This is a genomic window from Modestobacter sp. VKM Ac-2986 (assembly GCF_026967795.1).
Lineage (GTDB): Bacteria > Actinomycetota > Actinomycetes > Mycobacteriales > Geodermatophilaceae > Modestobacter.
On record NZ_JAPVBH010000002.1, the window covers coordinates 531,237 to 552,620 of the forward strand.

The 21,384-nt window shown below is 74.2% G+C and carries 20 protein-coding genes, 1 tRNA gene and 1 pseudogene; 4 read left to right on the top strand and 18 right to left on the bottom strand.

Going from position 1 to position 21,384, the window contains the following annotated elements; all coding sequences use genetic code 11:
- Window positions 1–34 precede the first annotated feature (34 nt).
- The 3 genes from O2W14_RS06795 to O2W14_RS06805 form a co-directional block, all read right to left on the bottom strand.
- Window positions 35–1,387, bottom strand: a complete 1,353-nt coding sequence (locus O2W14_RS06795; RefSeq protein WP_269175316.1) for an ABC transporter substrate-binding protein — start codon at window positions 1,385–1,387, stop codon at window positions 35–37.
- Between the two features lie 267 nt (window positions 1,388–1,654).
- A complete protein-coding gene (locus O2W14_RS06800) occupies window positions 1,655–2,653 on the bottom strand; it encodes a LacI family DNA-binding transcriptional regulator (RefSeq protein WP_269175317.1) in 999 nt (332 codons plus the stop codon).
- Between the two features lie 161 nt (window positions 2,654–2,814).
- Window positions 2,815–2,910 (bottom strand) — tRNA-OTHER (locus O2W14_RS06805).
- A 60-nt stretch (window positions 2,911–2,970) separates the two neighbouring features.
- Between O2W14_RS06805 and selD the strand changes: the two genes are divergently transcribed.
- From selD to O2W14_RS06820, 3 genes are read left to right on the top strand one after another with little or no spacing between them, the layout of a single operon-like run.
- Window positions 2,971–3,972: a selenide, water dikinase SelD gene (gene selD, locus O2W14_RS06810; protein WP_269175318.1), complete on the top strand. Its 1,002-nt coding sequence runs from the start codon at window positions 2,971–2,973 to the stop codon at window positions 3,970–3,972.
- A 57-nt stretch (window positions 3,973–4,029) separates the two neighbouring features.
- Window positions 4,030–4,995 carry a zinc-binding dehydrogenase gene (locus O2W14_RS06815; RefSeq protein ID WP_269175319.1) on the top strand — a complete coding sequence of 322 codons (966 nt, stop codon included), beginning with the start codon at window positions 4,030–4,032 and terminating at the stop codon, window positions 4,993–4,995.
- A 14-nt stretch (window positions 4,996–5,009) separates the two neighbouring features.
- Window positions 5,010–5,309: a hypothetical protein gene (locus O2W14_RS06820; protein WP_269175320.1), complete on the top strand. Its 300-nt coding sequence runs from the start codon at window positions 5,010–5,012 to the stop codon at window positions 5,307–5,309.
- Between the two features lie 6 nt (window positions 5,310–5,315).
- On the opposite strand, the gene O2W14_RS06825 is transcribed toward O2W14_RS06820, so the two are convergent.
- Both O2W14_RS06825 and lepA read right to left on the bottom strand, forming a co-directional pair.
- Complete coding sequence (locus O2W14_RS06825; protein ID WP_269175321.1) at window positions 5,316–5,969, bottom strand: MOSC domain-containing protein; 654 nt, start codon at window positions 5,967–5,969, stop codon at window positions 5,316–5,318.
- Between the two features lie 73 nt (window positions 5,970–6,042).
- The gene (gene lepA / locus O2W14_RS06830; protein WP_269175322.1) at window positions 6,043–7,872 is read right to left on the bottom strand and encodes a translation elongation factor 4; all 1,830 of its coding nucleotides are present in this window, start codon (window positions 7,870–7,872) and stop codon (window positions 6,043–6,045) included.
- Window positions 7,873–8,094: 222 nt separating this feature from the next.
- Here lepA and rpsT point away from each other — a divergent pair, with 222 nt between their 5' ends.
- Window positions 8,095–8,355, top strand: a complete 261-nt coding sequence (rpsT, locus tag O2W14_RS06835; RefSeq protein ID WP_237493735.1) for a 30S ribosomal protein S20 — start codon at window positions 8,095–8,097, stop codon at window positions 8,353–8,355.
- Window positions 8,356–8,475: 120 nt separating this feature from the next.
- Here rpsT and holA read toward each other — a convergent pair whose 3' ends face one another.
- The 13 genes and pseudogenes from holA to rplU all read right to left on the bottom strand — a co-directional run bounded on the left by holA (window position 8,476) and on the right by rplU (window position 21,276).
- Window positions 8,476–9,486 carry a DNA polymerase III subunit delta gene (gene holA, locus O2W14_RS06840; RefSeq protein ID WP_269175323.1) on the bottom strand — a complete coding sequence of 337 codons (1,011 nt, stop codon included), beginning with the start codon at window positions 9,484–9,486 and terminating at the stop codon, window positions 8,476–8,478.
- A 310-nt stretch (window positions 9,487–9,796) separates the two neighbouring features.
- Window positions 9,797–11,935 (bottom strand): annotated as a pseudogene (locus O2W14_RS06845) (ComEC/Rec2 family competence protein); the annotation flags it as partial.
- A gap of 1 nt (window position 11,936) precedes the next feature.
- Window positions 11,937–12,788 carry a ComEA family DNA-binding protein gene (locus O2W14_RS06850; protein ID WP_269175324.1) on the bottom strand — a complete coding sequence of 284 codons (852 nt, stop codon included), beginning with the start codon at window positions 12,786–12,788 and terminating at the stop codon, window positions 11,937–11,939.
- Between the two features lie 134 nt (window positions 12,789–12,922).
- Entirely contained in the window at window positions 12,923–13,786 is an 864-nt protein-coding gene (locus tag O2W14_RS06855) for a DegV family protein (protein WP_269175325.1), read from the bottom strand.
- A gap of 46 nt (window positions 13,787–13,832) precedes the next feature.
- The gene (locus O2W14_RS06860) at window positions 13,833–14,603 is read right to left on the bottom strand and encodes a histidine phosphatase family protein (RefSeq protein ID WP_269175326.1); all 771 of its coding nucleotides are present in this window, start codon (window positions 14,601–14,603) and stop codon (window positions 13,833–13,835) included.
- The gene (gene rsfS, locus O2W14_RS06865; protein WP_269175327.1) at window positions 14,600–15,076 is read right to left on the bottom strand and encodes a ribosome silencing factor; all 477 of its coding nucleotides are present in this window, start codon (window positions 15,074–15,076) and stop codon (window positions 14,600–14,602) included. The genes O2W14_RS06860 and rsfS overlap by 4 nt, the downstream gene beginning before the upstream one ends.
- Window positions 15,073–15,819 (bottom strand): nicotinate-nucleotide adenylyltransferase, encoded by a 747-nt coding sequence (gene nadD / locus O2W14_RS06870; RefSeq protein WP_269175328.1) that lies wholly within the window; start codon window positions 15,817–15,819, stop codon window positions 15,073–15,075. The genes rsfS and nadD overlap by 4 nt, the downstream gene beginning before the upstream one ends.
- A gap of 281 nt (window positions 15,820–16,100) precedes the next feature.
- On the bottom strand, window positions 16,101–17,351 hold the full coding sequence (locus O2W14_RS06875; protein WP_269175329.1) for a glutamate-5-semialdehyde dehydrogenase: 1,251 nt from the start codon (window positions 17,349–17,351) through the stop codon (window positions 16,101–16,103).
- Window positions 17,352–17,392: 41 nt separating this feature from the next.
- Window positions 17,393–17,872, bottom strand: a complete 480-nt coding sequence (gene def / locus O2W14_RS06880) for a peptide deformylase (RefSeq protein WP_269175330.1) — start codon at window positions 17,870–17,872, stop codon at window positions 17,393–17,395.
- 94 nt (window positions 17,873–17,966) lie between these two features.
- Window positions 17,967–19,073 (bottom strand): glutamate 5-kinase, encoded by a 1,107-nt coding sequence (proB, locus tag O2W14_RS06885; protein WP_269175331.1) that lies wholly within the window; start codon window positions 19,071–19,073, stop codon window positions 17,967–17,969.
- Window positions 19,070–20,560 carry a GTPase ObgE gene (gene obgE / locus O2W14_RS06890; RefSeq protein WP_269175332.1) on the bottom strand — a complete coding sequence of 497 codons (1,491 nt, stop codon included), beginning with the start codon at window positions 20,558–20,560 and terminating at the stop codon, window positions 19,070–19,072. Before obgE ends, proB begins: the two co-directional genes overlap by 4 nt.
- Window positions 20,561–20,669: 109 nt before the next feature.
- Window positions 20,670–20,960: a 50S ribosomal protein L27 gene (rpmA, locus tag O2W14_RS06895; RefSeq protein WP_237493723.1), complete on the bottom strand. Its 291-nt coding sequence runs from the start codon at window positions 20,958–20,960 to the stop codon at window positions 20,670–20,672.
- Window positions 20,961–20,964: 4 nt separating this feature from the next.
- Complete coding sequence (gene rplU, locus O2W14_RS06900; RefSeq protein WP_163610748.1) at window positions 20,965–21,276, bottom strand: 50S ribosomal protein L21; 312 nt, start codon at window positions 21,274–21,276, stop codon at window positions 20,965–20,967.
- Window positions 21,277–21,384: the final 108 nt, after the last annotated feature.

The following is a 21,384-nucleotide window of genomic DNA, read 5'->3' on the forward strand; positions in this document are numbered from 1 at the left end:
TCCCGGGACCCGACGTCACGGTGGGTGGATCAGGTCACTTCAGCGTGAAGCCCTGCTGGGTCGCGTAGGTCTCCATCTCGGCCTGCAGGTCGTCCAGCGCCTGGGAGCCGCTCTTCTCGCCGTTGTTGATCGCGGCGATCTCCTCGGTGAACTGGGCGTAGAAGGTCGTGCCGAAGGGGCTGTACGTGGAGCCCTCGTACGCCTCGGCCGCGGGGATGTAGACGTCCTTGTTCGCGGTCTGCCCGGAGAAGAACTCGGTCTCGTTGTCGATGAACTCCTGGGAGGTCAGGATCGACTGGTTCAGCGGGAAGATCGTCTGGCTCTCCCAGCCGTCGGTCAGCGAGGCCTCGTCCGCGTAGAGCTCCTTGGCCACCAGGGCCGCGTTCTCCTTCTGCTGGGACTGGCTGGTCACCGACCAGACCGACCCGCCCCAGTTGACCGACACCGGGTTCGCGGTGTCCCACTGGGGCAGCGGCGCGACGGCCCAGTTGCCGGCGTCGGCACCCTCGCCGGCGCCGGCGCCGGTCAGGTAGCCGGGAGCCCAGGCGGCGGAGATGTAGGTGGCGTAGTCACCGGCGATCGCACCGGCGATGTAGTCGGTCGTGAACTGGTCCTGGGTGCCCACGATGCCGTCCTCCACGAGGCCCGCCCAGTAGTCGAGCACCTCCTTGCTCTCCGGCCCGTTGAGGTCGATCGACAGCTCGGTGGGGTTGGCCGAGTCGTAGACCCACGGCTCGGCACCGTTCTGCTGCATGAGCGCGACCGTCGGGGCCGGCACGTTGGCCGGGAGGTCGCCCATGAGCGGGCCGCCCTCGGCCTTGAGCTTCTCGCCGGCCGCCCGGTACTCGTCCCACGTGGTGGGCGGGGTGATGCCGTACTGCTCGAAGACGTCGGTGCGGTACATCATCGCCATCGGCCCGCCGTCGACCGGGATGCCGTAGACGGCGTCGCCGCTGGAGACGTCCTTCCAGGCACCCTCACCGAAGTTCCCCTGGACGTCGGCGGCGCCGTACTCGGTCAGGTCGACCAGTGCCTCCTGCAGGGCGAACACCGGCACGGTGTCGGTCTCGAGCATGATCACGTCGGGGGCACCGGTGCCCGCGGAGACCGCGGTCTGGAAGCGGGCGTACTCGTCGGCGCCCTGACCGGCGTTGGTCAGGCAGACCTGGACGTCGTCGTGACCCTCGTTGAAGTTCTCCACGACCGTCGCGGCGTTGGGGTACCAGGCCCACACGGAGACGATGGCGGCCTCGGTCTTGGTGATGGGGACGCTGCAGCTGCCGGGGTCGACAGCGGCGCCCGCTTCCTCCTCACCGCCACCGCAGGCGGAGAGCGAGGCCACGACGGTGCCGGCGCCGATGACGGCGGCGAGGACTCTGTTCTTCACGGTGCTCCCTCTCGGAGTCGCACCCCACGACGTCGTCGTCTGGGGGTGGAGCAGGTCCTGCGACCGGCTGGAGCCGGTGCCTGGGCGGAGCCGACCAACCTCGCGGGAGAGCCGGACCCTGTGGTGCAGGACACGATTTACAACGTTGTGAACGGCATCGTGCTGAACGCCCGGGGTCATGTCAAGGAGGGGTGACCGTGTCGTTACCGAGTCCTCGGCCGACGTCGCGGTGGCTGCCCGCGACTCCCCCGGACGGCAGCTCCCGGCTCAGCTGGAGGCGCGCTCCACCAGCGACCAGCCCACCGGCACGTGTTGTACCGGGAGGTCCCGGTCGGCGATCCGGCGGACCAGCGCGGCCACCGCGGACTCGGCGATCTCCCGGCGTCCGGGGTCGATGGTGGTCAACGCCGGCTGGGAGTACTGGCCGTCGTCGGTGTTGTCGAAGCCGACGACCGCGACGTCCTCGGGCACCTTGCGCCCTGCGGTGATCAGCGCGTGCATCGCCCCCAGGGCGAGCGTGTCGTTCAGCGCGAACACCGCGTCGAACTCGACGCCGGACTGCATCAGCTGCTGGGCGGCCTCCGCGCCCTGGTGGCGGTACCAGAGCTCGGCCGGCCCGAACAACCGCTCGTCGACGGCGATGCCCGCCTCCTCCAGCGCCTCCCGGTACCCCCGCAGACGCAGCCCGGCCGACCCGATGACCTCCCCCGGGTGCACGCCCACCACCGCGATCCGGCGGCGCCCGCGCTCCAGGAGGTACCGGGTCGCCGCCCGCGCCGTCTCGACGTTCTGGATCATCACGTGGTCGACGGTGGGGTGGAACAGCCGCTCCCCGAGCAGCACCATGGGCAGGTCGATCTCCAGCAGCCCGACGTCCTCGGCCGTCATGCCCAGCGGGCTGAAGAGCAGGCCGTCGACCATCCGCAGCCGAGCGCTGGTGAGCAGGTCGACCTCCCGCTGGCGGTCCCGGTTGGTCTGCTCGATCAGCACCACCAGGCCCCGGCGCTCGGCGGCCCGGATCACCTCGTCGGCGAGTTCGGCGAAGTACGGCAGCCGCAGCTCGGGCACGGCGAGGCTGATCGCCCCGTTGCGGCCCGACCGCAGGCTGCGCGCGGAGAGGTTGGGTTGGTAGCCCAGCTGCGCGATGGCGTCCAGCACGCGCTGGCGGGTGCTGGGTCGGACGTGCGGGTAGTCGTTGACGACGTTGGAGACGGTCTTGAAGGACACGCCCGCGAGCCGGGCCACGTCGTGCAGGGTGGCGGCCACCAGCAAGGTCCTCCCGGTCCGTCGGCGCTGCGACGCGGCACCGACCGGGAAGTACCGGTCGGCGCCCGTGCGCCGCTCCGGGGGAGCCTGCCACAGCGGACGGCCGCGACCGGCGCGGCAGCGCGGGACCGGTGGGGACCGGTCCCGCGTGCGGACGCAGCTGGCGGAGGCGGACGGGAATCGAACCCGCCTGACCGAGATGCTCGATCACGTCGGCTTTAGAGGCCGCGGGGGCCACCAGACACCCTGACGCCTCCACCGCCGAGCCTACTGGGGCGCGCGGACCGGGGCGTGCACGCCGGTCGTAGATTCGGGGCATGACCGCGACCGCTGTCCGCCTGACCCAGTTCGCCCACGGTGGCGGGTGCGCCTGCAAGATCCCGCCCGGCGAGCTGGAGGCGGTCGTCGCCGGCCTCACCCACACCGGCCCGCGCGACCCCTCCGCCGAGCTGGTCGTCGGCCTGGACGACGGGGACGACGCCGCGGTGGTGCGGCTGGCCGGCGGGCAGGGGCTGGTGCTCACCACCGACTTCTTCACCCCGGTCGTCGACGACGCCTACGCCTTCGGCCGGATCGCAGCGGCCAACGCGATGTCCGACGTCTACGCCATGGGCGGCACCCCGGTCGTGGCGGTGAACCTGCTCGGCTGGCCGCGCGACGTGCTGCCCGTCGAGCTCATCGCCGAGGTGCTGCGCGGCGGCCTGGAGGTCGCCCACGAGGCGGGCTGCCACGTCGGCGGCGGGCACTCCATCGACTCCCCCGAGCCCACCTACGGCATGGCCGTCACCGGGCTGGTCGACCTGGACAAGCTGATCCGCAACGACGCGGCGGTGGCCGGCACGGCGCTGTCGCTGACCAAGCCGCTGGGCGTCGGGGTGCTCAACAACCGGATGAAGAACACCGGCGAGCCCTCGCCCGAGGCGATCGCGTCGATGGGCGCGCTCAACGCCGAGGCCTCGGTCGCCGCGGTGGCCGCCGGGATCCGCGCGGGCACCGACGTCACCGGCTTCGGCCTGCTCGGCCACCTCTACAAGATGGCCCGTGCCAGCGGGGTGACCGCGGTGGTCGACGCCGCCGCCGTCCCGTACCTGGCCGGCGCCCGGCAGGCCGTGGCCGACGGCTGGGTCTCCGGCGGCACCCGGCGCAACCTGGACTGGGTGCGCCCGCACACCGACCTGTCGCACGTGTCCGACGACGAGGCGCTGCTGCTCGCCGACGCCCAGACCTCCGGCGGCCTGCTGCTCGGCGGCGAGGTCCCCGGTGCCCCGGTGATCGGCGAGTTCGTCGCCCAGCAGGAGTTCGCCGTCGTCGTCCGATGACCCCCGGGGGCGAAAGTGGCCACTTCCACCCTCCCGGGGCGGGGGTAGGTTCCCGGCATGCTGGCCGCCTTCGTCTCCGCGCCCTCACCCGACGACCCGCTCTCGGTGCTGGAGGTGGGTGAGCGGCCCGAGCCGGAGGCGCCCGAGGGCTGGACGACGGTCACGGTGAAGGCGGCTGCGCTCAACCACCACGACCTGTTCAGCCTGCGCGGCGTCGGGCTGCCCGCCGAGCGGATGCCGATGACCCTGGGCTGCGACGCCGCGGGCACCGACGCCGACGGGAACGAGGTCGTCGTCCATGCGGTGGTGTCCAGCCCCGGGTGGACCGGTGACGAGACACTGGACCCCAAGCGGTCGCTGCTGTCCGAGCGGTACCAGGGCACGCTTGCCGAACGGGTCGCCGTCCCGGCGCGCAACGTCGTCCCGAAGCCGACGGCGCTGTCGTTCGCCGAGGCCGCCTGCCTGCCCACGGCCTGGCTGACCGCGTACCGGATGCTGTTCGTCCGCTCGGGGCTGCGGCCGGGTCAGACGGTGCTGGTGCAGGGCGCCAGCGGTGGCGTGGCCACCGCACTGGTCCAGCTGGGCACGGCCGCGGGCTACCGGATGTGGGTGACCGGGCGCAGCGAGGAGAAGCGGACGGCGGCGCTCGCCCTGGGTGCTGAGCAGGCGTTCGAGCCCGGCGCTCGGCTGCCCGAGCGCGTGGACGGCGTGATGGAGAGCGTCGGGAAGGCCACCTGGGCGCACAGCATCCGGTCACTCAAGCCCGGCGGCGTCGTCGTCACCTGCGGGGCGACCACCGGGTTCGACCCGAGCGCGGAGCTGAACCGGGTGTTCTTCACCCAGCTGTCGGTGGTGGGGTCCACGATGGGCACCCGGGAGGAACTGGCCCAGCTGATGCGGATGCTCGAGGTCACCGGGGTGCGCCCGCAGATCGACGTCGAGCTGCCGCTGCGTGAGGCCCGCGAGGGGTTTGCGCGGATGCTCGAGGGGCGCACCAACGGGAAGATCGTGTTCGTCGGCTGAAGAGGGTGGTCCCGGTGATCGCACGCACCTGGCGGGGGTGGGTCCGCAGCGAGGACCGGGCGGCCTACGCCGCCTACGTCGAGGAGACGGGGATGGCGCAGTACCGGCGGACGCCGGGCAACATGGCGGCACACCTGCTCACCCGCGACCTGGGCGACGGCCGGGCCGAGGTGGTCACGGTGAGCCTGTGGGCGTCACTGGACGACGTCCGGGCCTTCGCCGGGGACGACGTGGACGCAGCCGTCTTCTACCCCGAGGACGACCGGTACCTCGTCGACCGCGAGCGCACCGTCACCCACTACGAGGTGCACTGAGACCTGTCAGGCCCGGGCGCGCTGCCGCTCGATCTTGGCGGCGAGCACCGGCTGGTCCTTGAGCGGCATGAACGGCAGCGCCGGCTCCAGCTCGGGCAGCCGCGCCCGCTGGGTCATCACGATCCGGAAGCCGGTGGCCACGGTGATGCCGTGGTCGGGGCGGGAGACCACCTCGACGGCGTCGCCGGCACCGAGCTCACCGGTCTCCAGCACCCGGAGGTAGACGCCGGTCGCCCCGTGGGCGGCGAACCGCTTGACCAGGTCCGGCACGTCCCAGAAGCGGGCGAAGTTGGCGCACGGGGTGCGCCAGGCGGTGACCTCGAGCAGCGCCGTCCCGACCTGCCAGCGCTCGCCGAACACGGCCGCGTCCAGGTCGACCCCGGACGTGCGCAGGTTCTCCCCGAACCGGCCGGGCGGCAGCTCGCGCCCGAGCTCGGCGGACCAGAAGTCGGCGTCGGCCTGGGCGTAGGCGTAGACCGCCTGACCCTCGCCACCGTGGTGCTTCTTGTTGACCTGCACGTCGCCGTCCAGGCCCAGCGGGTGGACGGCGACCCGGCCGGCGACCGGCTTCTTGTCGATGCCGGAGCGGTTCGGGCGCTTGTCCGGCAGCGGCAGGAGGTCGCTCCCCGAGACGCAGACCGCCTCCAGCCGCCCGGTCACGCGCCCAGCTCGCTGGCGCTCGCCGGGCACGTGCCCGAGGGTGCTCCGCTCCTGAGTGAGCTCGCGAGCTCGCTCACTTCTTGCTGGCCGTGGACTCGTTGGTGGAGAGCGCGGCCACGAAGGCCTCCTGGGGGACCTCGACGCGGCCGACCATCTTCATCCGCTTCTTGCCCTCCTTCTGCTTCTCCAGCAGCTTGCGCTTGCGGGTGATGTCACCGCCGTAGCACTTGGCCAGCACGTCCTTGCGGATCGCGCGGACGGTCTCGCGGGCGATGACCCGGGCGCCGACGGCGGCCTGGATCGGCACCTCGAACTGCTGGCGCGGGATCAGCTCGCGGAGCTTGCCGGCCATGAGCACGCCGTAGCTGTAGGCCTTGTCCTTGTGCACGATCGCGGAGAACGCGTCGACGGCCTCGCCCTGCAGCAGGATGTCCACCTTCACCAGGTCGGACACCTGCTCGCCGGCCTCCTGGTAGTCCAGGCTCGCGTAGCCGCGGGTGCGGGACTTCAGCGCGTCGAAGAAGTCGAAGATGATCTCGCCGAGGGGCAGCGTGTAGCGCAGCTCGACGCGGGTCTCGGACAGGTAGTCCATGCCGGTCAGCGCGCCGCGGCGGCCCTGGCAGAGCTCCATGATCGCGCCGGTGTAGTCGCTGGGGGCGATGATCGTGGCGTTGACGACCGGCTCGTAGACGGCCTCCATCTTCCCGTGCGGCCAGTCGCTGGGGTTGGTGACGACGACCTCGCTCTTGTCCTCCATCACCACCCGGTAGACGACGTTGGGCGCGGTCGAGATCAGGCTCAGCCCGGCCTCGCGCTCCAGCCGCTCGCGGACGATCTCCAGGTGCAGCAGGCCGAGGAAGCCCACCCGGAAGCCGAAGCCCAGTGCGGCGGAGGTCTCGGGCTCGTAGACCAGCGCGGCGTCGTTGAGCAGCAGCTTGTCCAGCGCCTCGCGCAGCAGCTGGTACTCGCTGCCGTCGATCGGGTACAGGCCGGAGTAGACCATCGGCTTGGGGTCGCTGTAGCCGCCGATCGGCTCAGCGGCCGGCTTGTGCTGCAGCGTGACGGTGTCACCGACGCGGGACTGGCGGACGTCCTTCACCCCGGTGATGAAGTAGCCGACCTCGCCGACCCCGAGCCCCTCGACCGGCTTGGGCTCCGGGGAGATGACGCCGATCTCCAGCAGCTCGTGGTTGGCGCCGGTGGACATCATCTTGATCCGGTCGCGGCCGGAGATCCGGCCGTCCATGACCCGGACGTAGGTGATGACGCCGCGGTAGATGTCGTAGACCGAGTCGAAGATCATCGCCCGCGCCGGCCCGTCGGCGTCGCCGACCGGAGCCGGGATCTTGGCCACGATCTCGTCCAGCAGCTCGGGCACGCCGACACCGGTCTTGCCGCTGACCCGCAGGACGTCGCCGGGCTCGCAGCCGATGATGTTGGCGATCTCCGCGGCGAACTTCTCCGGCTGGGCCGCCGGCAGGTCGATCTTGTTGAGCACCGGGATGATCGTCAGGTTGTTCTCGAGCGCCAGGTAGAGGTTCGCCAGCGTCTGCGCCTCGATGCCCTGCGCGGCGTCGACCAGGAGGACTGCGCCCTCGCAGGCGGCCAGCGACCGGGACACCTCGTAGGTGAAGTCGACGTGCCCGGGGGTGTCGATCATGTCCAGGACGAACTCCTGGTCCCCGACCGTCCAGGGCAGCCGCACGTTCTGCGACTTGATGGTGATGCCGCGTTCGCGCTCGATGTCCATCCGGTCGAGGTACTGGGCGCGCATCTGGCGCCCCTCGACGATGCCGGTCACCTCGAGCATCCGGTCGGCCAACGTCGACTTGCCGTGGTCGATGTGGGCGATGATGCAGAAGTTCCGGATCCGGGCGGGATCGGTGCTGGCAGGAGTCGTCACAGTGCGCCCATCGTCCCATGGACTCGGCTGCCGTCCAGCGATCGCCCGCCACGTCGCCGTCGTCCGCGGTGGGCCGGCGGCCTCTCGGCCCACGGCTGTTGGGCCGCAGGCCGAGGGCTGGTATCTTGTGAGGCCGGTCCGCAGTGCGCTCTCGTTGCGCCGCGGACGTGCGACTCAGCACGAGCACTGACCCAGACTCCCAGAGACATTCGAGGCTCACGCGTGGCGAACATCAAGTCCCAGATCAAGCGGATCAAGACCAACGAGATCGCGCGCAAGCGCAACGTCGCGGTCAAGTCCTCGCTGAAGACCCAGGTGCGTCGTTTCCGCACCGCCGCCGACGCCGGCGACAAGGACGCTGCCCTCACCGCGCTCCAGATCGCCAGCAAGGCGCTGGACAAGGCCGCCAGCAAGGGCATCATCCACAAGAACCAGGCTGCGAACCGCAAGTCGGCGCTGGCCAAGAAGGTCGCCAGCCTCTGACCTCCCGAGCGCGACCGCACGCCGGTCGCCTCGCCGACGAGCCCCTCTCCCCACCGGGAGAGGGGCTCGTCGCCGTTCCGGGGTGCGACGCCGGACCGTCGGCCGGACCTGACCGGTCGCTCAGCGGAAGGAGCGGGCCCGCTCACCGCGGCCGGCGGCGCCGGCCGACCGGATCTCCACCAGCTGCCGGATCGCCTTCTCCAGGGCGTAGTCGGCGCTGGCCGCGGCGCCCTTGACGTCGGCGTTGAGCGTGGCGGCCACGCCGATGGCCTGCTGCAGCGCGTCGATGGTCCAGCCGCGGGCCTGGGACTGGGCCTTCTTCACCTTCCACGGCGGGAGCTTGAGCTGGCGGGCCAGCTCGCCGATGTTCGTGGTGTTCAGCGAGGCGACCCGGGCCGCGGTGCGGACACCGTCGGCCAGCGCGTCGGCGATCAGCACGTGGGCGACCCCGCGGTCGAGCGCCCAGCGCAGCATCTCGACCGAGCCGGCTGTGTCGCCCACCAGCACCCGCTCGGCGACGGTGAACCCGGTGACCTCGGCCTGCCCGCGGTGGAAGCGGGCGACCGCGTCGGCGTCGATGGAGCCGCCGAAGTCCGACACCAGCTGGCTCGCGGCGGCCGACAGCCCCCGGAGGTCGTTGCCCACGGCGTCCAGCAGGGCGGTGACGGCGTCCGGGGTGATCCGGCCGCCGGCGTGCCGCACCTCGTTGCGCACGAAGGCGATCCGCTCCCCCGCCGAGCTGATCTTCGGGCACTCGTCGATGGCGGCACCGGCGGCCTTGAACGCCTTGACCAGCGCCTCGTTCCGCTTGCCGCCGTGGTGGACCAGGACCAGGGTCAGCTCCGGGTCGGGGTCCTTCGTGTAGCTGATCAGGTTCTCCGCCAGCGCCGCCGCGGCCTCGTGCACGCCGGTGACGACGACGAGCCGGTGCCCACCGAACAGCGAGGGCGCCAGGGCGTCGGTCAGCTGCCCGATCGCCAGCCCGGCGGCGGCGAGCTCGTGCTCCTCGCTGTCGGGGTGGGCCTCGCGCACCGCGACGCGCACGGCGCTGACCGCGCGGGCGCGCAGGAGCTCCTCCTCGCCGGCCACGACGCGCAGGCGGGACGTCGGTGCCGGGGGTGCTGCTGCCACGACCCCATGCTGCCACGCGGTACCGACCGGACCGGGACCTCGCTGCTGCCCCGACCACGGCGGTCGGCGCCGACGCCGTGGCGCGCAGGACGGCGTCCGGGCCGCGCACCGCCACGCCCCAACTGCCCGCCCGGCCCACGACGGCCACGGCCCCGTCCCGGTCGGTGCGGTAGGTGCGCATGCCCGCCTCGGCCAGCCAGTCGAGCAACCGGTCGGCGGGGTGGCCGTAGGTGTTGTCCGCCCCCACCGAGATCAGGGCCACGGCGGCACCGCTGGCGGACAGGAACGCCGGGTCGGCGTCCGCGCTGCCGTGGTGCGGCACCTTGAGCACGTCCGCCGAGAGGTCGGCACCACCGGCCAGCACCCGCGCCTCGGCCTCGGCGCTGAGGTCGCCGGTGAACAGCACCCGCAGCCCGCGCTGGGTGACCCGGACGACCAGGCTCAGGTCGTTGGCGTCCCCGCCGGGGACGGCGCGCGCCGGGTCGGGGGCCAGCGCCTCCAGCTCCGCGGTGCCGACCGTCCGTCGGTCCCCCGGCACCAGGACCGCCTGCCGTCCGCCGGCCGCCGCGATCAGCTCCGCCACCACCGGCGCCCGTTCGTCGGTCGGGGCGAGCGTGCCGGTGACCACCTCGCCCACCGCGCGGTCGGACAGCGCGCCGGCCAGCCCGCCCACGTGGTCGGCGTCCAGGTGCGAGAGCACGACCAGCGGCAGCCGGTGCACCCCCAGCCGGTCCAGGCAGCCGTCGACCAGAACGACGTCGGGTCCGGCGTCGACCAGCACCGCCTCGCCCGGTGCGGTCGGCAGCACGAACGCGTCCCCCTGGCCGACGTCGCAGGCGACCACCACGGTGTCCGGGAGTGGCCAGCCGCGGGTGACGTGGCGCAGCGGCCAGCCGACCAGCAGCAGGCCGACCAACGCCGCCAGGACCAGCGGCCGCAGTCGCGACCACCGCCACAGCCCCCAGGCCGCCACGGCGAGCAGGACAGCCAGCAGCGCTGCCCCGCCCGCACCGGCCGGCCAGCCGGTCGCCCCGTCGGGCACGGCCGCGGCCCGCTCGGCCACCAGCACCAGCCACCGCACCGGCCAGCCGGCCAGCCAGGTGAGCGCATCGGCCGCGCCGGGCGAGAGGGGTGAGACCAGCGCGGCCAGCAGCCCGAGCACCGTCGCCGGGGCGACCGCGGGCGCGGCCAGGAGGTTGGCCGGCAGGGAGACCAGGCTGACCGTGCCGGACAGCGCCGCCACGAGCGGAGCGGTGACCACCCCGGCGGCCGCACTGACCGCCACCGCGTCGGCGACCGGCCGCAGGACACCCCGGCGGCGCAGCGACCGGGACCAGCCCGGTGCCAGCAGCACGATGCCCGCCGTCGCGGCCACCGAGAGCGCGAAGCCCGCGTCGGTGGCCAGCGCCGGCTGGACCAGCAGCAGCACCAGCACCGTCGCGGCCAGGGCGGGCACCGCGGCCCGCGACCGGCCCGAGGCCAGCGCGAGCACCCCCACCGCGCCCATCGTCGCGGCCCGCAGCACGCTGGCGCCCGGCCGGGCCAGCACCACGAAGCCCACGATCGCCAGCGCGGCCACCGCCGCCTGCACCCTGCGGTCGGCACCGCGGGCACGCAGCGGCCACAGCACCAGCGCCACGACGATCGCCACGTTCGCGCCGGAGACCGCGGTGAGGTGGGCCAGCCCGGCCCGCCGGAACTCGGCGGTGAGCACCGGGTCCATCGCGGTCGTGTCACCGACGACCAGCCCGGGCAGCAACCCGGCCGGGCGTGGCGGCAACGTCCGCGCCGCAGAGTCGGCCAGCCCGCCGCGCAGGGCACCGGCGACGTCCTGCGCACTGCCCGGCCCACCGGCGGGCTCCGGCGGCGACCGGGCCGACAGCACCGCCCACACGTCGTCCCCCGGCTCCGCGGGGCGGACTGCGGCTCGCAGCCGGACCGTCTGTCCGGGCAGCAGCCCGGCCCACTCCTCCGCCGGCCCGAACAGCAGCACCGGGTCGCCACCCAGCCGCTGCCCGTCGACCTCACCGAGGGTGCCGCGCACCAGCACCCGGGGCAGACCGCCGCCCGTCAGCAGCCGCGGGTCGTCGTCGAGCTCCAGCACCACCGGGACCACGGCCCCCCGGTCGGCGAGCCCGGCCAGCGGCGACACCTCCCGTTCGTGTCCCCGGACCGCCGCGGCGGCACCGGCGAGGGTGACCGCCGCGAGGCACACCACCAGCACCAACGCCCCCGCACCGCCCGCCGTCCTGCCCCGGGTACGGACCAGCGCGACCCCGCCGCCGAGTGCGGCGGCGACCGCCGTCGCCAGCAGCAGCTCCACCGGGAGGCGCGGCGCGGCGAGGGTCAGCAGCCACACCGTGCCGGCGGCCGGCACCAGCCGCAGGTCCACCCACGTCCAGCGCTGCTCGGTGCGCACCCGCCGCAGCGGCACCCGGGCCGGGAGCACGTCAGACCCGCACCCGCTCGGCCAGCTCGGCGAAGACGGCCGGGCCGATGCCGCTGACGTCGTCCAGCTGCTCGATCGAGGCGAAGGGACCGTGCTCGGCGCGGTGGTCGACGATCCGCTGCGCCAGGACCGGTCCGATGCCCGGCAGCGCGTCGAGGTCGGCGGTGGTGGCGGTGTTGAGGTCCAGCAGCCCGCCGTCACCGGTGCCGGCGGCACCGGCCGGCGGTGCACCGGCGAGCGGCGCACCGGCCGCGCCGGGCACGCCGACGGCGACCTGCTGGCCGTCGGCGAGCAGGGCGGCGGCGTTGACCGACGCCGGGTCGGCCTCCGGCAGCAGGCCGCCGGCGGCGGCCAGCGCGTCGGCGACGCGGGCACCGGCCGGCAGCGTCACCAGTCCCGGGGAGACGACGAGCCCCACCACCGACACCACCACCGTGCCGTCCGGGGGCGGGGCCGGGAGCGCCGCCGTGGACGACGGGGCGCTCGACGGGGCCGCCGCGGTCACCGCGACCGGCACCGGTTCGACCGCCGGGCGCCCCAGCCAGGTCCAGCCGACCAGCGCCGCCGCGGCGACCACGGCCACCGCCCACAGCGCCCACGAGCCCGGCCGTCCCGGGTCCAGGCGGGCCGTGGCCCCCGGGGCGCGGTGCCGCCCGAGCCCGGCGGGCAGCGGTGGCTCCGCGGGCTCGACCGGCCGGCGCACCGGCGGTGCCGGCTCGTCGTCCTCCCACTCGTCGGGCTCGGGCTCCTCCTCCGGTGTCCAGCCACCGCGTGCCTGCCCCTCGGCGAGCAGCGCCCGCAGCCGGGCGCGGATGACGTCGGAGTCGTCGCTGCGACGGGCGGAGGGGCGCACCGGAGGGACGGTAGGAGCCAGCAGGCGGCCCGGACGGCGGCCGGCCGAGGTTGTGGACGGGCACCTGCGCTGTGGACGGCGGCGCCCGCAGGGGCGGTGACACCGGCACGGTGGGCGGCGCGCCCACCGACCGCTCAGCCCTGCGCCGCGCCCGGGACCGGCGCGATGACGACGCCCACCGCACCCGGGCCCACGTGCGCACCGACCGCGGCACCCAGCTCGCTGACGAACAGCTCGGTCACCGCCGGCAGCTGGGCCGTGAGCTGGTCGGTCAGCCGCTGTGCGCGCTCCGGCGCAGCCAGGTGGTGCACCGCGACCGCGACCGGGCGGTCACCGGCCACCTCGGCGGCCCGCTGGACCAGCCGGTTGAGCGCCCGGGCCGAGGTGCGCACCTTCTCCAGGGCCACCACCTGCCCGTCGGTCACGTGCAGCACCGGCTTCATCGCCAGCGCACTGCCGAGCAGGGCCGCCGCCGACCCGATCCGGCCACCGCGGCGCAGGTGCTCGAGGGTGTCGACGACGAAGAAGGTCCGGGTCGCGGCGGCGGTGTCCCGGGCGGCGGCGGCGACCTCCTCGGCCGGGGCACCCGCCTCGGCGGCGCGGGCGGCGGCGAGCACCGCGAACCCGCTGCCCATCGCCGCCGAGCGGGAGTCCAGCACGGTCACCAGGTGCTCTCCCACCTGCGAGGCGGCGACCCGCGCCGCGTCCCAGGTGCCGGAGAGCTCCCCGGACAGGTGCACCGACACGAGCCGGTCCGCGCCACCGTCCAGCAGCCGCCGGTACACCGCCACGAAGTCACCGGGGGTGGGCCGGGAGGTCGTGACGTGGCCTCCGCGGGCGGCCAGGGAACGGGCCACCTCGGCCGAGCTGACGTCGCTGCCCTCACGTCCCGACCGCCCGGCCAGCACGACGTACAACGGCACGACCTCGATCCCGTAGCGGACGGCGAGGTCGGCGGGGAGGTAGGCCGTCGAGTCGGTGACCACGGCGACGGACATGGCGCGAGGCTAGCCGCGAGGCGACGCAGGGGTGTCGGGATCCTGCTCAGCCGGCGGCGTCGGCGTCGGTCGCCGCGGTGTCGGCCGGGGGCTCCGCCGCGTCGGGCACGGCTGCGTCCGGCACGTCGGAGGCCGACGGCCCCGGGAAGGGCCCCCGGTCGCCGCTGGCACGGGCGCGGTGGTCGGCGCCGCTGGGCGCAGCCAGGTTGTGCCGCATCAGCCGCCAGCCCGAGGGCTGGAAGGACAGCTCGCTCCAGTGGCAGTTGCCCAGCGGACCGAAGACCCGCCGGTGCACCGGGCCCAGGCCCAGCAGCGCCTCGATCAGCCGGCCGGCCGTGCCGCCGTGGGTCACCAGCACCGCCACGTCCGCCGGCGGCAGGTCGGCGACGGCGGCCAGGGCCCGCGCGGCCACGTCGGCCTGCGCCTCTCCCCCGCGTCCGGGCACCGGGCGCCCGGCGATCCAGTCGGCGTACTGCCCGGGGTGGCGCTCGGCCACCTCGTCCCGGGTCAGCCCCTCCCAGGTGCCCAGGCCGTGCTCGCGCAGCCGCCCGTCGACCCGCACCTCGACACCCAGCAGCGGCGCCAGGGCCCCGGCGGTGTCCCGGGCCCGGTGCAGGTCACTGGAGACGACCACGGCGTCCTCACCGCGCAGCAGCGCGGCCAGGTGCGGTGCGGTGCGCGCGGCCTGCGCCCGCCCCTCGTCGTCCAGGGGCGGGTCGAGCTGGCCCTGGAACCGCCCGCCGGCGTTCCAGGCGGTGCGCCCGTGCCGCCACACGAGCAGGCGGGGCGCCGGCGGGGCGGCCGGACCTGCGGTCACCGGTCGGTCTCGTCCAGTCCCGCGTCGGTGAGCTCGTCGTCGTCCACCGGGTCCTCGTCGGCCGCCGGGGCGGAGGCCGGCGCAGCGGGGGTGGCCGCGTCGCCGGCCCGGAGGGCGCTGTCGGTGAAGGGGATCACCGGACAGTCCTTCCACAGCCGCTCGAGGGAGTAGTAGGCGCGCTCCTCGGCGTGCTGGACGTGCACCACGACGTCGACGAAGTCGAGCAGCACCCAGCGTCCCTCGGCCATGCCCTCACGGCGCACCGGCTTGATGTCGTGCTCGCGCAGCCGTTCCTCGACCGCGTCGACGATCGCCTGCACCTGCCGCTCGTTGGGCGCCGACGTCAGGACGAACGCGTCGGTGATGGCCAGCCGGTCGCTGACGTCGACGATGGACACGTCGGTGGCGAGCTTGTCGGCGGCGGCCTGCGCTGCGATGAGCGCGGTCTCACGTGCCTCGGCTGAGGCGGTCATCGGGGGTTCTCCTGCGGGTCGGGGGACGTGTCGTCCCCGGGGGCTGGGTCGTCGGGCAGGGTGGGCCGGGCCGGCTCGCCGGCCCTCCCACCCGTGGGGGGCGGACCCGCGAGCCGGAGCTCGGTCCCGGGGAGCACCGCGCCGGTGGACGTCGTGTCCGCGCGGTAGAGCCCGCGCTTCTCGATGTACTGCACCACACCGTCGGGCACCAGGTACCAGACGGGCATCCCGCGCTGGACGCGGTCACGGCAGTCGGTGGAGCTGATCGCCAGCGCCGGCACCTCCACCAGGCTGACCGCGCCCTGGGGCAGGTCGGCGTCGGCGAGCTGGTAGCCGGGCCGGGTCACCCCGACGAAGTGCGCCAGGCCGAACAGCTTGTCGGTCTCGTGCCAGCCCACGATCTGGGCCAGCGCGTCGGCACCGGTGATGAAGAACAGCTCCGTGTCCGGGTGCAGCCGGCGCAGGTCGGCGAGGGTGTCGATGGTGTAGGTCGGGCCCTCGCGGTCCAGGTCCACCCGGCTCACGGAGAACCGCGGGTTGGACGCGGTCGCGATGACCGTCATCAGGTAGCGGTCCTCGGCCGGGCTGACCCCGCGCTCGGTCTTCTGCCACGGCTGGCCGGTCGGGACGAACACGACCTCGTCGAGCCCGAACAGCCCGGCGACCTCACTGGCGGCCACCAGGTGGCCGTGGTGGACGGGGTCGAACGTCCCGCCCATCACCCCGAGTCGACGTGCTGCCACCGATCGAGACTAGCCCGGTCCCGCCGGGGCCGGTCGTCCGACCACCGGCTCCGGACGCCACCGGCGTGCCGGGGAGGGCGGACGGTGGTCGTCGCCGACCCCGTCCGCCGACCGGCCCCCCCGTGCAGCCGGTCGCCGGCGGCCTCCCACGGCAGCGCCCGGAGAGCGCTCCGCAGGACGGCGGCCGCCGTCCCGTACTGGTCAACGGTACGGAACCGTCTCGGTTACGGCTGTGCGGGCGACCAACTGCCGCAGACGGCGTCCCGGGCAGCCCGGACCGGTCAGCGGACGTGGCCGCTGCCGGTGACGACGTAGGTGGTGGAGGTCAGCTCGGGCAGGCCCAGCGGCCCGCGGGCGTGCAGCTTCTGCGTGGAGATGCCGATCTCCGCCCCGAAGCCGAACTCACCGCCGTCGGTGAACCGGGTCGAGGCGTTGACCAGCACGGCGGCGGCGTCGACACCGGCGGTGAAGTCGGCGATCGCCCGGGCCGAGTCGGCCACGATCGCCTCCGAGTGGCCGCTCCCCCACCGGGCGATGTGGTTCAGCGCCTGCGGCAGGTCGTCGACGACCCGGACCGCCATGTCCAGCGACAGGTACTCGGTGGCCCAGTCCTCGTCGGTGGCCGGGACGACGGCGCCGTGCGCGGCCCGGGCCGCCTCGTCGCCGTGCAGGGTGACCCCGGCGTCGGCGAGCGCGGACAGCAGCCGCGGCAGGAACGGCGCGTCGCGGTGCACCAGCAGCGTCTCCGCGGAGTTGCACACGCTCACCCGCGAGGTCTTGGCGTTGAGCACGATCGCCTCGGCCATCGCGGCGTCGGCGGAGGCGTCGACGTAGACGTGGCAGTTGCCCACCCCGGTCTCGATCACCGGGACGGTGGCCTCGGCGACCACCCGGGCGATCAGCGACGCGCCACCGCGCGGGATCACCACGTCGACCAGCCCGCGGGCGTGCAGCAGCTCACCCACCGAGGCCCGGTCGGCGGGCAGCAGCGCGATGCACCCGGCCGGCAGCCCGGCCTTCTCGGCCGCCTCGCTGAGGACGGCGACCAGCGCGGTGTTGGTGCGGTGCGCAGACGCCGACCCGCGCAGCAGCGCCGCGTTGCCGCTCTTCAGGCACAGGCCCGCGGCGTCGACGGTGACGTTGGGCCGGGCCTCGTAGACGATGCCGACGACCCCGAGCGGGACCCGGACCTGCCGCAGCTGCAGCCCGTTGGCCAGCGTCGAACCGCGGACGACGTCCCCGACCGGGTCGGGCAGCGAGACCAGGTGGCGCAGCGCGTCGGCGACGCCGGCCAACCGCGCCGGGTCCAGCCGGAGCCGGTCGAGCACGGACTCCGCGGTGCCCTCGGCGGCGGCCGCCTCGACGTCGGCGGCGTTGGCGGCCAGCACCTCCTCGGCCCGCTCGCCCAGCGCCTGGGCCATCGCGGTGAGGGCGGCGTCCTTGGTCTCGGTGGGCAGCGTGCGCAGCACCCGGGCGGCCTCGCGGGCGCGGGCCGCAGCGGCCCCGATCAACGGCAGGTCGGCAGCAGACACGACACCAGGTTACGTGCGGCCCCCCGCGCCGGGGACCTCCCTCAGGAGCGCAGCGCGCGGAGGACCCGCTTGCGGGCCTCGCCGGTCAGCCGGTCGACGAAGAGCTTCCCGTCGAGGTGGTCGACCTCGTGCTGCAGGCACCGGGCCAGCAGACCGCTGCCGGCGATCCGCAGCGGTTCGCCACGGGAGTCGAACCCCTCGGCGACGCAGTGCATCGCCCGCACGGTCGGGGCGTAGAGGCCGGGGATCGACAGGCAGCCCTCGTCGTCGTCCTGGGTCTCCTCGGAACGCTCGGTGATCTGCGGGTTCACCATGTGCCCGATGACGCCGTCGACGTTGTAGGAGAACACCCGCAGGCCGACGCCGATCTGGGTGGCGGCCACCCCGGCCCGGCCGGGGTTGTCCACGGTGTCCTCGAGGTCGCGGACCAGCGCGACCAGGTCCTTGTCGAACGTGCGGACCGGGTCGGCCGGGGTCCGCAGCACCGGGTCACCGATCTCGCGGATGGGGCGCACGGTCACGCGGCCACCTCGCCGGCGCCCGTCGACCGCACTGTGCGCACGCGTGATCCCGCAAGCTCGCTCACGGGTGCATCCTCTCAGCCACCGGCCGGGATCAGCCGACCAGGACCATCTCGTCGCGGTGGACGACCTCGCGGCGGTGCTCGGGGTCCAGGTCACCGGTCTTGCGGCCCAGCAGCGCGGGCAGCTCCCGCGCGTCGTAGGCGACCAGGCCGTGGGCGACGACCACGCCGTCGGGACCGACCAGCTCGACCGGGTCGTCGGCGAGGAACTCCCCGGTCACCCCGGTGACCCCGGCGGCCAGCAGCGAGGCGTGCCGCTCGCGGACCGCGCGCACCGCGCCGTCGTCGAGCAACAGCCGGCCGCGGGGGCGGCTGGCGTAGCGCAGCCAGAACTGCCGCGCCGAGGGACGCCGGCCGCTCGCGGCGAACAGCGTGCCCACCTGCTCCCCCGCCAGCGCCGCGGCCGCCTGCGGGGTGGAGGTGACCACGACGGGCACCCCGGCCTGGGCGGCGATGAGCGCCGCCTCGACCTTGGTGGCCATCCCGCCGGTGCCGACCCCGTTGCGGCTGGCCGAGCCCAGGGCCACCGCGGCGAGGTCCTCGGGGCCGTGCACGGTGTCGACCAGCTGGGCCGGGCCGGTGCGGGGGTCGCCGTCGTAGACGCCGTCGACGTCGGACAGCAGCACCAGCGCGTCGGCGACCGCCACGTGGGCGACCAGCGCGGCGAGCCGGTCGTTGTCGCCGAAGCGGATCTCCTCGGTGGCGACCGTGTCGTTCTCGTTGACGATCGGCAGCACACCCAGGGCCAGCAGGCGCTCGATGGTCTGCTGGGCGTTGCGGTAGTGGCTGCGCCGGGTCAGGTCGTTGGCGGTGAGCAGCACCTGCCCGACGGTGACGCCGTGGCCGGCGAAGGCGTCGGCGTAGGTCTGCACCAGCCGCAGCTGCCCGACGCTGGCCGCGGCCTGGGCGGTGGCCAGGTCACGCGGCCGGCCGGTCAGTGACAGCGGGGCGAGCCCGGCCGCGATGGCCCCCGAGGAGACCAGCACGACCTGGCGGCCGGCGGCCCGCAGCGCCCCCAGGACGTCGACGAGCGCCCGCAGCCGGTCGACGTCCAGCCCTCCGGGCAGGGTGGTCAGGGACGAGGAACCGACCTTGACCACCACCCGGGAGGCTGCGGCGACGTCTGCGCGCGTGCTCACTTGCCGGCGTCGCCCTGGATCAGGTCGGCGTCGATCCAGCCGTCGGCGTCGGCGACCTCGTAGGGCAGCCGGCGGGCCTTCTTGGCCGCCAGCCGCTCGTCGGCGCCGGGTCGGTTGTTGTTCTCCAGGCGCACGTCGGTGCCACGGCCGCCCAGGCCCGCGGTCTCCTCGATGGTGAGGGTGCCGGCCGGCAGGGTCGGCTCCCAGTCGAAGGTGACGTCGCCGACGGTGATCGCGTCGCCGGGGACGGCGCCGGCCTTGGCCAGCGCCTCCTCGACGCCGAGCCGGTTGAGCCGGTCGGCTAGGTAGCCGACGGCCTCGTCGTTGTTGAAGTCCGTCTGCTTGATCCAGCGCTCGGGCCGGGTGCCCAGCACCAGCCAGCCGTCGGTGCGCGGGTCGGGCTCGACGGTGAAGCCGCCGTCGTCGACGGCCTTGGGGGTGAGCGTGATGTGCGCGGGCTCGACCTCGGGCTGTGCGGCGCGGTGCTCGGCGACGGCGCGTGCCAGCGCGAAGCCCAGCTCGGCGAGGCCCTCGTGGGTGGCCACGCTGACCGGGAACACCTGCAGCCCGCGCTCCTCCAGCGTGGTGCGCACCAGGTCGACCAGCTCGCGACCGTCGGGCACGTCGATCTTGTTCAGGACGGCGATCCGCAGCCGGCCCACCAGGTCCAGCTCCTCGCCGCCATACTCGCGCAGCTCGTGCTCGAGGGCGTCGATGTCGCTCTCCGGGTCGCGCCCGGGCTCCATGGTGGCCATGTCGACGACGTGGACCAGCACCGCGCACCGCTCGACGTGCCGGAGGAACTGCAGACCCAGGCCCTTGCCGGTGGAGGCCCCGGGGATCAGCCCCGGGACGTCGGCCATCGTGTAGGTGACGTCACCGGAGCGGACGACGCCCAGCTGCGGCACCAGGGTGGTGAACGGGTAGTCGGCGATCTTCGGCCGGGCCGCGGACATGGCGGCCACCAGCGAGGACTTGCCCGCCGAGGGGTAGCCGACCAGGCCGACGTCGGCGATGCTCTTGAGCTCCAGCACGGCGTCGACGGACTCACCGGGCTCGCCCAGCAGCGCGAAGCCGGGGGCCTTGCGGCGGGCGTTGGCCAGCGCGGCGTTGCCGAGCCCGCCCTTGCCGCCGCGGGCCAGGACCAGCCGGGTGCCGGCGCCCATCAGGTCGGCGACGGGCTCGCCGCCGATGTGCACCACGGTGCCCGGCGGCACCTTCAGCACGCGCTCCTCGCCGCGACCACCGTTCTTGTAGTCACCCGCGGCCTGGCGGCCGTTGCCGGCCTTCTGGTGCGGGGAGTGGTGGAAGTCCAGCAGGGTGTGCACGTTGGGGTCGACCTCGAGGACGACGTCCCCGCCGTCGCCGCCGTTGCCCCCGTCGGGCCCACCGAGGGGCTTGAACTTCTCGCGGTGCACGGAGCTGACCCCGTGCGCGCCGTTGCCTGCGGTCACGTGGACGGTCACACGGTCGACGAAAGCGGCCATGGTCGCCGCCTCTCTACTTCACTGGCGAATGGGAAACGGGTGGCGGCGCCGATGTCGGCACCGCCACCCGCTCAGTACTGGATGGCCTCCCTCGCGGGGAGGCCCGAGCTCACGCGGAGACGGTCTCCCGGACGGCGGCCACGGGGGCCCCGACAGCGGTGATCGCGATCTCACGACGGCCACGACGGAACCCGAAGGTCACCGCGCCGGGGACGAGGGCGAACAGCGTGTCGTCCTTGCCGCGACCGACACCCAGACCCGGGTGGAAGTGGGTGCCGCGCTGGCGGACGATGATCTCGCCGGCCTTGACGACCTGGCCACCGAAGCGCTTGACGCCCAGACGCTGGGCGTTGGAGTCGCGGCCGTTGCGGGACGACGATGCGCCCTTCTTGTGTGCCATGTCGTCAGCCCTTCGTGATGTCGCGGACCACGACGCTGGTCAGGGGCTGACGGTGCCCCTGGCGCTTGTGGTAGCCCGTCTTGTTCTTGAACTTGTGGATGTGGATCTTCGGGCCCTTGCCGTGCTCGACGATCTCGCCGGTCACGGTGACCCCGGCGAGGGTCTGGGCGTCGGCGGTGACGGTGTCGCCGTCCACCAGGAGGATGGCCGGGAGGGTGACGGTGTCACCGGCCACCCCACTCAGGCGGTTGATGGTGAACGTGTCACCGACACCCACCTTGTGCTGCGTTCCACCGGCCTTGACGACTGCGTACACCACTGACTCCTCGATCGGTTCCTGTATCCAGCACTGTGTCCTGCGCACACCCCGGCGCGCGGCCGAGTGCTGGACGGTCGTCCACCGACGCGACACACCCAGAGGTGG

Bases quoted from the DNA above. Each gene is read 5' to 3' on its own strand.
- selD (WP_269175318.1), top strand. From the start codon at position 2,971: ATGACCGCGACCGCTGTCCGCCTGACCCAGTTCGCCCACGGTGGCGGG.
- O2W14_RS06815 (WP_269175319.1), top strand. From the start codon at position 4,030: ATGCTGGCCGCCTTCGTCTCCGCGCCCTCACCCGACGACCCGCTCTCG.
- O2W14_RS06855 (WP_269175325.1), bottom strand. From the start codon at position 13,786: ATGTCCGTCGCCGTGGTCACCGACTCGACGGCCTACCTCCCCGCCGAC.
- rsfS (WP_269175327.1), bottom strand. From the start codon at position 15,076: ATGACCGCCTCAGCCGAGGCACGTGAGACCGCGCTCATCGCAGCGCAG.
- obgE (WP_269175332.1), bottom strand. From the start codon at position 20,560: ATGGCCGCTTTCGTCGACCGTGTGACCGTCCACGTGACCGCAGGCAAC.
- rpmA (WP_237493723.1), bottom strand. From the start codon at position 20,960: ATGGCACACAAGAAGGGCGCATCGTCGTCCCGCAACGGCCGCGACTCC.